Raw genomic sequence first — 11,980 nt, forward strand, 5'->3', positions numbered from 1 at the left:
ACCAATGGATTTCGACATGGGCAAGCGCGCCGCCGATCTGCGCCGCGAACTGCGGGACCTGGTGAACGAGGAAGTACCCGAACACTTTCTCGGCGCCTTCACCGACGATCCTGCTGACCTGCAGACCACGCAGCAGTTCTGTCGCACCCTGGCCGCACGCAACCTGCTGTGCCTGGCGTGGCCCGAGGAGTTCGGCGGTGGCGCAGCGCCGGTCTGGGAGCAGACCGTGGTGCGCGAGGAGATGTGGGCGCACCACGAACCTCGCGGTGCTCAGTACATGGGCGTCAACTGGGTCGGGCCGATCATCATGCGGCACGGCACCGCCCAACAGCAGCGCACCCACCTGCCGCCGATCGCCGCCGGGGAGGTGATCTGGTGCCAGGGCTTCTCCGAGCCCGAGGCGGGTTCTGATCTGGCGTCGCTTCGGACCTATGCCCGGCGGGCCGACGATGGATCAGCGGGCTGGCTGGTCAGCGGCCAGAAGATCTGGACGTCGTACGCGACGATGGCGCAGTGGTGTTTCCTGCTGGCCCGCACCTCCCGAGTGGGAGAAGGCGGCACCCAGAAGAAGCAACAGGGCCTGACCATCTTCCTTGTGCCGATGGATGATCCGGCGATCACGGTGCGGCCCATCGGCTGCATGATGGGCCCGCACCACCTCAACGAGGTGTTCTTCGACGACCTGCGGGTCACCGAGGCCGACGTGCTCGGCACGGTCGATCAGGGCTGGACGATCGTGCAGGACGTGATGTCGTTCGAACGTGTCGGTATCGCAAGGTACGCCCGGTGTGAACGGCTGCTCGCTGCCGCTCCCGAGGTGCTGGGGGAGCGGTGGGACGAGCTGCCCGCCGAGCTGCGCGGCCGCTGGGTCCGGATGCTGACGCACTGCCGTCGCGCCCGGCTGCTGGCCTACCGGGTGGTCGCCCTGCAGGCCAGCGGTCAGATCACGCCCGGCGACGCGGCCGCCTACCGCATCGCGGTGACGAAGCTGGATCAGGACAGCGCCGAGGTCCTGACGGACATCGCGGCGGAGGTGCGGCACTCCGACGTCCGCGCGGAATGGTTCCTCGGTGAGGTCGAGGACCATTGGCGATACTCTCAGGCCTCCACAGTGTCGTCGGGAAGCATTGAGATGCAACGAATTCTGCTGTCCCGTGCGATGCTGGCGGGAGGCAGGAAATGATCCTGGACCTCAGCGAAGACGCACTCGAGTACGGGCGACAGGCCCGGCACGCTTTCGAGGCCGCCGGCGGAGACCGACTCGTGGATCAGGCCCAAGCGGCCCCGGATGTCCGGGAGTCGTTGGTGGCGCCGGTGCTCTCCGGGCTCGGCGCGTGGGAGCTCGATCCGCGCGCCGACACCGACGGCCTGGAAGCCGCCGCCGCACTGTGCCGCAGCGCGGGCTACTGGGCGCTGCCCTATCCGCTGGCCGAGCGCCTTTCCAAACCGGTCGATCTGGAGGTCGACGGCCTGATCGTCATCGGCGCGACCCGGCCAGCCGGCACGGTCGCCGGACTCCGATCACACTGGGCAGCGGTCACAGTGGACGGACAACGCAGCCGGGTCACCGCGGTCGGACCGGCCGGGGCGGGATTCGTCGCCGAACTCGAGTTGGCGCCGATCGACGATGCCGGCTCACGCGACGTGGCGCTGGGTCTGGTGCTGCCGTGCTGGACCCTGCTCGGCATGCTCGATCGCGCGCTGGAACTGACGGTGGCGCATGTGACGCTGCGCAAGCAGTTCGGCCAGCCGCTGTCGTCGTTCCAGGGCGTGCAGTTCCAACTGACCGACGCCGAGGTCGAGCGCAGCGGGCTGGACATCCTGGCCAAACATGCGCTGTGGAGCATCGCCACCGGTCAGCGCGGAGCCCTCGATGACGCACTGGCACTGCGGATGTCCACGATCGAGGCAGCCGACGTGGTGTTCCGGGTGTGCCATCAGTTGCACGGCGCGGTCGGCTTCTGCGACGAGACCACACTGTCCTGGCTGTCGCGCTACAGCCAGCCGTTGCGACGCCTGCCTTTCGGGCTGTCCGCCACCCGTGACCACCTCACGCGAATCGCCGGGCGGCGCGGTCTGACGGGACTGTACTCATGAGCGGCCAAACTGAAGATATGGCCGAGAACTCCTCGGATTCTCGAGAACAAGCTCAGTTTCGGCGGGAGGTTCGGGCCTGGTGCGCCGAGCACATCCCGCGGAACTGGCGCGCAGCGCAGTCCGGGGTCGCCGACGAGGAGTTCGTCCGGTTCCAGAAGGCCTGGTTCGCCGAACTGCACAGCGCGGGGTACGCGGTCCCGCACTGGCCGGCCGAGTGGGGCGGCGGCCTCCCCGTCGAGCGACAGGTGATCCTGTACCAGGAACTGGCCGCACACGACGCGCCCCGGTTGGTGCTGGCGTTCGTCGGGATCCACCACGCGGCGTCGACGTTGCTGGTCGCCGGAACCGAGGAGCAACGACGACGGCATCTGCCCGCGATTCTCGACGGCGAGATCTGGGTGCAGGGGTTCTCCGAACCCGAGGCCGGGTCGGACCTGGCGTCACTGCGCACCACCGCCCGGAGGGTCGGCGACGAGTTCGTGGTCAGCGGGCAGAAGCTCTGGGCCAGCGGCGGTATGCACGCCGACTGGTGTCTGCTGCTGGCCCGCACCGATCCCGAAGCCCCGAAGCGCAAAGGCATCTCGTACTTCCTACTCGACATGACGACACCCGGGGTCGTGGTGCGCCCGATCCGCAACGCGATCGGCGACTCGCACTTCTGCGAGATCTTCCTCGACGAGGTGAAGATCCCGGCCGCCAACCTGATCGGAGCCGAGAACGCCGGTTGGCAGGTGGCGCAGGAGACGCTCGGGGCCGAACGCGGCATGACGATGCTGGAACTGGCCGAACGCCTCGCCAACGCGGGATTCCGGCGGCTTGTCCGGTCCGCGCCGGTCGACGATCCGGTCGTGGCCGACCGGCTCGCCCGGTTCGAGACCGAGATCACCGCGTTGCGCGGACTGTGCCGGCGACTCGTGGAGCACGGCGCGCGCGGTCCGGCCGACGCATCGGTCGTCAAGCTGTACTACAGCGAGCTTCTGCAGCGGCTCACCGACTTCGGCGTCGAGATCGGTGGGCCCGCCGCGCACACCGTTCTGACCAAGCCGATGTCCAGCGGCTGGGAATCCGGTTCGTGGGTCCTGGATTTCGTCGGCTCCTGGGAGTGGACCATCCCCGGCGGCGCCAGCGAGATCCAGCGCACGATCATCGCCGAACGCGGGCTGGGGCTGCCGCGAGAGCCGAGCGTGGTGTGATGGCCGACAGTCGTTTTCGCGAGTTCCACGACGAGCTGCGATCCGTTGCGGCCGGCCTCCTTGCCAAGGACCGCGAGGTCGAATGGGCGGCGCTCATCGATGCCGGGTGGGTCGGGATGGAGGTGCCCGAGGAACTCGGTGGTGCGGGCGCGACGTTCGGCGAGACCGCGGTGATCCTCGACCAGATCGGTCGGGCAGCGAGCACGAACAGCTACCTGGGTTCGGCTGTGCTCGCCGTCGGGCTACTGAACCTGGTGCAGGACAGCCAGATACGAGGCCAGCTGCTCACCGCCGTCGCCGAAGGCGGCAGCAGACTCGCTGCGGTGTCCGGCGACTTCGTGCTCGACGGTGGGCGGGTGACCGGAAGTGCGGAGTACGTCGCCGACGCCGTCGGCGCGGACCGCCTGCTGCTGATCACCGATTCCGGGGTCGCGGTCGTGCAGTCCGCCGGGCTGACCGTGCGGGCGCAACCCGTCGTCGACGAGACACGGCGACTGGCGACCGTCACCGCCGACGCCGCCGTGGTCGACGAGGTGCTCGCCTTCGAAGTGGAACCCGGAGCGGTCCGGCGCGCCCTGGAGGACCGAGCGGCCCTCGCGATCGCCTGTGACAGCCTGGGTGTGGCCGAGCAGATGCTTGCGGCCACCGTCGATTACGTGAAGGTGCGGCACCAGTTCGGCCGTCCGATCGGTTCGTTCCAGGCCGTCAAACACGCCTGCGCGGACATGCTGGTGAGCATCGAGGTGTCGCGCCAACTCGTCGCCGACGCCGCCGCGGCCATCGCGCAGGGTGGCGACGCAGCGGTGGCGGCGGCGATGGCGAAGTCGTACACCTGCTCCGCGGCCGTCGACGTCGCAGGTAAGGCCATGCAGCTACACGGCGGCATCGGCTACACGTGGGAGAGCGGGATCCACACCTACCTCAAACGCGCCGCATTGAACCGTTCCCTCTTCGGTTCCCCTGCAGCACAACGCAACAAACTCGTACAGCGATACCGATGAAGGAGCACTGATGGGCGTACCCGTGTACAAACGCATTCTCGACCTCTTCGAGGCCGAGGGGGTCAACACGCTGTTCGGCATCCCCGACCCCAACTTCGTGCACATGTTCACCGAGGCCGAAGCCAGGGGCTGGTCCGTCGTCGCGCCGCACCACGAGCTCAGCGCCGGCTTCATGGCCGAAGCCGCGTCCCGGATGACGGGCAAGCCCGGTCTGTGCATCGGCACCCTCGGGCCCGGTGTGGCCAACATCGCCGGGGCCATGATGTGCGCGCTGGTCGAGAACTCGCCGGTGATCTTCCTCGGCGGCCAGCGGGCCCGGGTCACCGAACGCCGGGTGCGTCGCGGCCGCATCCAGTTCGTCCAGCAGGAAGGGCTTTTCACCCCGTCGGTCAAGTACAGCAGCTCGATCGAGTACGCCGACCAGACCGACGAGATCGTCCGGGAGGCCATCCGGCGCTCGATGTCCGGCACCCCCGGACCGAGCTACATCGAGTACCCGTCGCACGTCATCCTCGAAGAGCTCGACGTCCCGGAGCCGTTGCCGCCCAACCGGTATCGCCTCGTCAACCAGAGTGCCGGCGAAAGGGAGGTCGCCGAGGCGGTCAAGCTGATCCGCGAGGCCAAGAGCCCGATCCTGCTGGTCGGCCACGGCGTCCACACGTCGCGCACCCAGCAGCAGGTCAAGGAGCTGGCCGAGCTGATGGCCTGCCCGGTGATCCAGACCTCCGGCGGCACGTCGTTCATCCCGGGACTGCAGGAGCGGACCTTCCCCTACCTGTTCTCCCCGGCCGCCAACGAGGCGGTCGAGGATTCCGACCTGTGCGTCGCGCTGGGCACCGAGCTCGGTGAGCCCATGCACTACGGCCGGACCCAGCACTGGGCGGGCAACGACGCGAACCGCAAATGGGTGTACGTCGAGCAGGACCCGACCGCGATCGGCGTGAACCGTCCCGTCGACGTGGCGCTGGTCGGCGATCTGCGCGGCGTCGTGCCGCAGCTCGTCGAGGCGCTGCGCGACACCCCGCGCGCACCCTCGGCCAACCTGGAGACCCTCGTCAAGGCCGACGCCGCCGAACTGGCGCGGGTGGCCGAAGAGGCCCCGAGCGGACGCACCCCCGTGCACCCGGCGCGCTACGTGGTCGAGGCGACCAAGGCGTTCGCTGAACTCGAGGACGGCATCATGGTGCGCGACGGCGGCGCGACCGTGATCTTCCAGTGGACCTACTCGCAGTCCAAGCCCCGCGACGTGATCTGGAACCAGAACTTCGGTCACCTGGGCACGGGCCTGCCCTATGCCGTCGGCGCCTCGGTCGCCGAGGGCGGCAAGCGACCGGTGATGCTGCTGACCAGCGACTCGGCGTTCCTGTTCCACATCGCGGAACTGGAGACCGCGGCACGGCGGAACCTGCCGCTGGTGTGCGTGGTCGGTGTCGACCACCAGTGGGGTCTCGAGGTGGGTGTGTACAAGCGCACCTTCGAGCAGCCGTCCCCTCAGCCCGGAGTGCACTGGAGCAAGGATGTCCGGATGGACAAGATCGCCGAGGGCTTCGGCTGCCACGGTGAGTACGTCGAGAAGGAAGAGGAGATCGGCCCGGCGATCGCCCGCGCGTACGCCAGCGGCAAAGTCGGTGTGGTGCATGTGTGTATCGACCCGACGGCGAACTCCGAGGAGATGCCGAAGTACGACCGATTCCGGACCTGGTATGCAGAAGGTACCCAATAGGCGTTTCGATCTAGCGGACCCCGAGTGAGGATTGGTGCCATGCGCGAATACCTGAAGTTCTACATCAACGGCCAGTGGGTGGACCCCGTCGAGAAGAGGTCACTCGACGTCGACAACCCCACCACCGAACAGGTCTCCGGCCAGATCGCCATCGGGAGTGCCGCCGACGTCGACAAGGCGGTCGAGGCCGCCCGCAATGCGTTCACCACCTGGTCGCAGACGAGCCGCGAGGAACGACTCGAGGTGCTCGGCAACATCATGACCGAGTACCAGAAGCGTGCCGCCGATTTGGCCGACGCCGTCAGCGAGGAGATGGGTGCGCCCGCCTCGCTGGCCGCCGGCCCGCAGGTCAACCTCGGTCTCGGCCACCTGGCCACAGCGATCGACGTGCTGAAGAACTTCTCGTTCGAGGAGCAGCACGGCAGCACGCTGGTGGTCAAGGAGCCGATCGGCGTCTGTGGCCTGATCACGCCGTGGAACTGGCCCATCAACCAGATCGCGTGCAAGGTGTACCCGGCGCTGGCCACCGGTTGCACGATGGTGCTCAAGCCGTCGGAGGTGGCCCCGTACTCCGCGCAGATCTTCACCGAGATCATGGACGCCGCAGGGGTTCCCGCCGGCGTCTTCAACCTCGTCTACGGTGACGGACCCGGCGTCGGTGCGGCGCTGTCGAGTCATCCCGACATCGACATGGTGTCGTTCACCGGATCCACCCGGGCCGGCATCGACGTCGCCAAGAACGCGGCCCCGACCGTCAAGCGGGTGACCCAGGAACTCGGCGGCAAGAGCCCCAACATCGTGCTCGACGACGAGGACTTCGCCAAGAGCGTGGCCGCGGGGACGTCGGTGATGATGATGAACAGCGGGCAGAGCTGCAACGCCCCGTCGCGGATGCTGGTGCCGAACTCCCGCATGGACGAGGCCATGGCGATCGCCCGCGAGACCGCCGGTGCGGTCAAGGTCGGCGACCCGGACGACAAGACCGCGATCGGTCCGGTGGCGTCGAAGGCGCAGTTCGACAAGATCCAGGGTCTGATCCAGAAGGGCATCGACGAGGGCGCCACCGTCGTCATAGGCGGCGTCGGGCGCCCCGACGGACTCGACGCCGGCTACTACGTCAAGCCGACCGTGTTCGCCAACGTCACGAACGACATGACGATCGCGCGGGAGGAGATCTTCGGCCCGGTGTTGTGCATCCTCGGCTACGACGACCTCGACCAGGCCCTCGAGATCGCCAACGACACCGAGTACGGCCTGGCCGGGTACGTCTCGGGAGCCGACCTGGACAAGGCCCGGTCGGTGGCCCGCCGCATCCGCGCCGGGTCGGTCGCGATCAACCACGGTTTCGACATGGCCGCGCCGTTCGGTGGCTACAAGCGCAGCGGCAACGGGCGCGAGTGGGGCCAGTTCGCCTTCGACGAGTACCTGGAGACCAAGGCGGCGCTGGGCTACGCACCGCAGTAGCCGACGGAGCCCCGAAAGTACGGTTTCTGACGAATTTCGGTGGAATCCCGTCAGAATCCGTACGTTCGGCGCACGGCTGCCGAACGATTCGCCCGGAAGCCATACCTCTGCCACGTGACATCGTCGCCCTTGTGGAAATTATGCTGTTTCATGGAGGGGCGGGTACCCGCGGCAACGCCGGCACCCGTGAATAATCGCTGACACAGCGGGTAGTCCCGGCGAGAGAAGTCGTTGGGGTGAGGGTGACGATGACGATGATGGGGAAGTTTCCTGACGTAGTGGTGACCGGGGTCGCGATGACGACCGCCGTCGGCACCGACGTGGAGAGCACGTGGCAGGCACTGCTCGAAGGCCGCAGCGGCATCCGCACGCTGGAAGACTCGTTCATAGAGGAATTCGACCTCCCGGTGCGCATCGGCGGCCACCTGCTGGAGACTTTCGACCATCACCTGACCCCCGACGAGCTCGCCCACTGGTCCTACCTGCAGCGCATGGCGGTCGTGCTCGGGAGGCGGGTATGGGAGAACGCGGGTTCGCCCGAGGTCGACACCAAGCGGTTGGCGGTCTCCATAGGTACCGGTATGGGCGGGATCGAAGAGATCTTGTGGGCTTACGAACACCTTCGTGAGGGCCGGTTGGACCTGGTCAACCCGACCGCGGTCCAGCAGTACGCGCCAAGCGGCCCGGCATCGGCGGTAGCGGTGGAACGCGGGGCGGGTGCCGGGGTGCTCGCGCCCGTCTCGGCGTGCGCATCGGGATCCGAGGGGATCGCGCAGGCCTGGCGGCACATTGCGCTCGGCGAGGCTGACATCGCCATCTGCGGGGGAGTCGAATCCAAGATCGAGGCGGTACCGATCGCCGGGTTCGTCCAGATGCGCATCGTGCTGTCCAAGAACAACGACGATCCGGCCGGCGCGTGCAGACCGTTCGACCGCGACCGGGACGGGTTCGTGTTCGGCGAGGCAGCGGCGCTGATGGTGATCGAGACCGAGGAGCACGCCAGGGCCCGCGGTGCGAACATCCTGGGCCGGTTGATGGGTGTCAGCGTCACCTCCGACGGCTTCCACATGGTGGCTCCGGATCCGAACGGAATGCGGGCCGGGCACGCGATGACCCGGGCGATTCAACTCGCCGGGCTGGCGCCGACCGACATCGACCACGTCAATGCCCACGCCACCGGCACCACCGTCGGTGACGTGGCCGAGTCGGTCGCGATCAACAACGCCCTCGGCGACCACGCGGCCGCCGTCTACGCTCCGAAGAGTGCACTGGGACATTCGGTCGGTGCGGTGGGCGCCGTCGAAGCGATCCTGACGCTGCTGGCGTTGCGGGACGGCATCGTGCCCGCGACCCGCAACCTCAAGAATCTCGACCCGGAGATCCACCTCGACGTCGTCGCAGGCAGCCCGCGACCCGGCAATTACCAGTACGCGGTCAGCAACTCATTCGGTTTCGGCGGCCACAACGTGGCGCTGGTGTTCGGCCGCCCCTGATCAGGGCTTGGTGAGCGTGAACTGCCCCAGCTCGCTGATGCCGCGCTGGAAGAAGTCGCTGCAGCCCGTCAGGTACTTCATGTAGCGCTGGTAGACCTCTTCGGAGGTGGCGGCGACGGCCTCGTCGTGGCGCGCCTCCAGAGCCTCGGCCCACGTGTCGAGCGTGCGCACATAGTGCTCGTTGAGAAGCTGCTTCTGCTCCAGCGAGAAGCCGGCGTCGGCCGACAGCCTGATGATGTCCTCGTCGCAGGGCACCGACCCGCCGGGGAAGATCTCCTTGGCGATGAACCGCATGAACTTCAGGTCGGACATCACGATCGGAATGCCCATCTCGGGCCAGCGCTTCAGGGGGTGCCCCAGGATCGCCTGCAGCACCATGCGGCCGCCCTCGGGCAGGAAGCTGTGGCAGGCCTTGAAGAACGGCGCGTACCGCTCCTGCGGGAACGCCTCGATCGCCTCGAGGCTGATGATGCGGTCGACAGGCTCGTCGAACTGCTCCCAGCCGCGCAGCAACACCCGCCGCGTGCGGTCGGTGTCCATGCCGTCGAGAAGCTCCTGGACGAATTTGGCCTGGTTCTTGCTCAAGGTCAGCCCGATGACGTTCACGTCGTACTTCTCGATCGCCCGCTGCATGACCGAGCCCCAGCCGCAACCGATGTCGAGCAGCGTCATGCCGGCCTCGAGATCCAACTTGCCGAGGGCGAGATCGATCTTCGCCATCTGCGCCTCGGCCAGCGTCATGTCGTCGCGCTCGTAGTACGCACAGCTGTACGTCCGCGACGGATCCTGGAACAGACCGAAGAAGACGTCGGAGAGGTCGTAGTGCGCCTGGACCTCTTCGAAGTGCGGTTCCATGTTGTTACTCGTCTCCCGCGGTTCCCCCGTGCTCTCCACCATCGGTCGACCGACCTCCATCCGAACCATGCGGCCACTAGTTTCGTACGCTGACAATCAGGCTACGTGTGTGGCCACAAGTTACTACACGGTCGTCAGTTACTTCTTCTCGCAGGTGAACTGGACGACGTCGGTATATCCCTCGCGGAACAGATCGGCACATCCGTCCAGGTACTTCAGGAACCGCTCGTAGATCTCCTCGGAGGTGATCCCGATCGCCTCGTCCTTGTTGGCCTCGAGGTTGCGCGCCCAGGTGTCCAGTGTCTTGACGTAATGCGGCTGCAGGTGCTGCTCACGGGTGACGGTGTAACCGGCCTTTTCGGCGTGGTCCTTGACCATCGACGCCAGCGGCAAGCGACCGCCGGGGTAGATCTCGTCCATGATGAACTTGATGAACCGCACCCGCGACATGGTCAGCGGCAGGCCCTTGGCCTTGATCTCCTCATCCTCGGGGATGGTGATCGTGTGCAGCAGCTGCACGCCGTCCTCGGGCATCCAGTCGAAGGTCTTCTTGAAGTAGTCGTCGTACTTGTTGAAGCCGAAGTGCTCGAACGCGCCGATCGAGACGATCCGGTCGACGCGGCCGTCGAAGTCCTCCCACGGCTGCAGCCGGACCTCCATCTTGCGGTCGCTCTTCGAGTTGGCGAACCAGTGGTCCTCGATGTGCTGCTTCTGGTTCTCCGAGAGCGTCAGGCCGATGACGTTGACGTCGTACTTCTCGACGGCGCGCATGATCGTGGCGCCCCAGCCGCAGCCGATGTCGAGCAGCGTCATTCCCGGCTCCAGCCCCAGCTTGCCCAGCGAGAGATCGATCTTTGCCAGTTGCGCCTGTTCGAGCGTGTAGTCGTCTTTTTCGAAGTACGCACAGCTGTAGACCTGGTTCGGGTCCTGCCACAACTTGAAGAAGTCGTTGCTGATGTCGTAGTGGAACTGGACTTCTTTCTTGTCCGACCCGCGGGTCTGCGATGCGGACTTGGACAACCACGCGGATTGCGCGGAGGTCGTCTTCGAGTCTTCGCTTGAGGTGTTCGACATCGCCCCATCCTGTCAGCAGTGCGTACCGCCACGCACCGGTGGCACGCCCCTTTTTTACTACCCGCGCGGCCTCCAGTGAAAACGATCCGGCGGTAGCGGGCCGGGGTAGCGTGCTGCGCGTGGGGGACAGGTACGAGTACGGCATCGATTTCGACCGTGTCGAGGCCATCGACGTCCACACCCACGTCGAGGTGGACAGCCACGGTCACAGGGCGTACGACGACGTGCTCGTCGCGGCGACCAGCAGGTATTTCAAGATGACGCCGGGCGTGACGGCCGGCGTGGATGCCGTCGCCGACCACTACCGGCAACGCAACACCGCGGCGGTGGTGTTCACCATCGACGCCCGTCACGGCATGCGGCATGCACCCAACTCCATCGAGGACCTAGTCGCGGGCGCCGCGCGCAACAACGATGTGCTGATCCCGTTCGGCAGCGTCGACCCGTGGCAGGGCCGGCACGCCGTGCACCGCGTGCACGAACTCGTCCGCGACTTCGGGGTCAAGGGGTTCAAGTTCCACCCCAGCATGCAGGCGTTCGAACCCAACGACCGGTCGCATTACCCGATCTACACCGCGATCGCCGAGGCCGGCGTGCCCGCGCTGTTCCACACCGGGCAGACGGGCATGGGGGCCGGCCTGCCGGGCGGGCACCGGATCAAGCTGCGCTACTCCGATCCGATGCTGCTCGACGACGTCGCCGCGGACTTCCCCGAGCTGACGATCGTGATGGCCCACCCCGCGGTGCCGTGGGTCGATGCGCAGATCTCGATCGCCACCCACAAATCGAACGTCTACGTCGACCTGTCCGGATGGTCGCCGAAGTACTTCCCCCCGCAGCTCGTGCACGCCATGACGCGGCAGCTGCGCACCAAGGTGCTCTTCGGCACCGACTACCCGTACATCCAGATGGACAGGTGGCGCCGCGACTTCGACACCCTCGACGTCGACCCGGCCGTGCTACCCCTGATCTACAAACAGAACGCGCTGCGGGTCCTGGGCCTCACCTCCTGACCGCGCGGGCGATGAGTTTTCGCGGTGGCGCCGGTCTGCCCCTGTGACCGCCCCCGCTACCCGAGGA

10 protein-coding genes are annotated in these 11,980 nt (G+C 66.9%); 8 read left to right on the forward strand and 2 right to left on the reverse strand.

Annotated elements, in window-relative coordinates:
* Positions 1–4 precede the first annotated feature (4 nt).
* The 7 genes from H7I57_RS05700 (at position 5) to H7I57_RS05730 (ending at position 8,971) form a co-directional block, all read left to right on the forward strand.
* Positions 5–1,183: an acyl-CoA dehydrogenase family protein gene (locus H7I57_RS05700; RefSeq protein WP_264022388.1), complete on the forward strand. Its 1,179-nt coding sequence runs from the start codon at positions 5–7 to the stop codon at positions 1,181–1,183.
* Positions 1,180–2,097: an acyl-CoA dehydrogenase family protein gene (locus H7I57_RS05705; protein ID WP_264022389.1), complete on the forward strand. Its 918-nt coding sequence runs from the start codon at positions 1,180–1,182 to the stop codon at positions 2,095–2,097. Before H7I57_RS05700 ends, H7I57_RS05705 begins: the two co-directional genes overlap by 4 nt.
* Positions 2,094–3,290, forward strand: coding sequence for an acyl-CoA dehydrogenase family protein (locus H7I57_RS05710; protein ID WP_372510129.1), 1,197 nt, complete (start codon positions 2,094–2,096; stop codon positions 3,288–3,290). The genes H7I57_RS05705 and H7I57_RS05710 overlap by 4 nt, the downstream gene beginning before the upstream one ends.
* On the forward strand, positions 3,290–4,291 hold the full coding sequence (locus H7I57_RS05715; protein ID WP_264022391.1) for an acyl-CoA dehydrogenase family protein: 1,002 nt from the start codon (positions 3,290–3,292) through the stop codon (positions 4,289–4,291). Before H7I57_RS05710 ends, H7I57_RS05715 begins: the two co-directional genes overlap by 1 nt.
* A gap of 10 nt (positions 4,292–4,301) precedes the next feature.
* Positions 4,302–6,014, forward strand: a complete 1,713-nt coding sequence (locus H7I57_RS05720; RefSeq protein WP_264022392.1) for a thiamine pyrophosphate-binding protein — start codon at positions 4,302–4,304, stop codon at positions 6,012–6,014.
* A 39-nt stretch (positions 6,015–6,053) separates the two neighbouring features.
* Positions 6,054–7,478 carry an aldehyde dehydrogenase family protein gene (locus tag H7I57_RS05725; protein ID WP_264022393.1) on the forward strand — a complete coding sequence of 475 codons (1,425 nt, stop codon included), beginning with the start codon at positions 6,054–6,056 and terminating at the stop codon, positions 7,476–7,478.
* A gap of 257 nt (positions 7,479–7,735) precedes the next feature.
* Complete coding sequence (locus H7I57_RS05730; protein ID WP_275080940.1) at positions 7,736–8,971, forward strand: KasA/KasB family beta-ketoacyl-ACP synthase; 1,236 nt, start codon at positions 7,736–7,738, stop codon at positions 8,969–8,971.
* Here the strand turns inward: H7I57_RS05730 and H7I57_RS05735 are convergent, their stop codons facing one another.
* Complete coding sequence (locus H7I57_RS05735; RefSeq protein ID WP_264022394.1) at positions 8,972–9,868, reverse strand: cyclopropane mycolic acid synthase family methyltransferase; 897 nt, start codon at positions 9,866–9,868, stop codon at positions 8,972–8,974.
* A gap of 96 nt (positions 9,869–9,964) precedes the next feature.
* Positions 9,965–10,900: a cyclopropane mycolic acid synthase family methyltransferase gene (locus H7I57_RS05740; protein ID WP_264022395.1), complete on the reverse strand. Its 936-nt coding sequence runs from the start codon at positions 10,898–10,900 to the stop codon at positions 9,965–9,967.
* A 119-nt stretch (positions 10,901–11,019) separates the two neighbouring features.
* On the opposite strand from H7I57_RS05740, the gene H7I57_RS05745 reads away from it, so the two are divergent.
* Positions 11,020–11,913, forward strand: coding sequence for an amidohydrolase family protein (locus H7I57_RS05745; protein WP_264022396.1), 894 nt, complete (start codon positions 11,020–11,022; stop codon positions 11,911–11,913).
* The last annotated feature ends 67 nt before the right edge of the window (positions 11,914–11,980 follow it).

It is taken from the genome of Mycolicibacterium pyrenivorans, assembly GCF_025821625.1.
In the GTDB taxonomy this organism is placed as follows: domain Bacteria; phylum Actinomycetota; class Actinomycetes; order Mycobacteriales; family Mycobacteriaceae; genus Mycobacterium; species Mycobacterium pyrenivorans.

What these genes read in the sequence shown, in the direction of transcription:
- H7I57_RS05725 (WP_264022393.1), top strand. Translation starts at nt 6,054, where the DNA reads ATGCGCGAATACCTGAAGTTCTACATCAACGGCCAGTGGGTGGACCCC.
- H7I57_RS05735 (WP_264022394.1), bottom strand. Translation starts at nt 9,868, where the DNA reads ATGGTGGAGAGCACGGGGGAACCGCGGGAGACGAGTAACAACATGGAA.
- H7I57_RS05730 (WP_275080940.1), top strand. Translation starts at nt 7,736, where the DNA reads ATGGGGAAGTTTCCTGACGTAGTGGTGACCGGGGTCGCGATGACGACC.
- H7I57_RS05720 (WP_264022392.1), top strand. Translation starts at nt 4,302, where the DNA reads ATGGGCGTACCCGTGTACAAACGCATTCTCGACCTCTTCGAGGCCGAG.
- H7I57_RS05740 (WP_264022395.1), bottom strand. Translation starts at nt 10,900, where the DNA reads ATGTCGAACACCTCAAGCGAAGACTCGAAGACGACCTCCGCGCAATCC.
- H7I57_RS05700 (WP_264022388.1), top strand. Translation starts at nt 5, where the DNA reads ATGGATTTCGACATGGGCAAGCGCGCCGCCGATCTGCGCCGCGAACTG.
- H7I57_RS05715 (WP_264022391.1), top strand. Translation starts at nt 3,290, where the DNA reads ATGGCCGACAGTCGTTTTCGCGAGTTCCACGACGAGCTGCGATCCGTT.
- H7I57_RS05705 (WP_264022389.1), top strand. Translation starts at nt 1,180, where the DNA reads ATGATCCTGGACCTCAGCGAAGACGCACTCGAGTACGGGCGACAGGCC.
- H7I57_RS05710 (WP_372510129.1), top strand. Translation starts at nt 2,094, where the DNA reads ATGAGCGGCCAAACTGAAGATATGGCCGAGAACTCCTCGGATTCTCGA.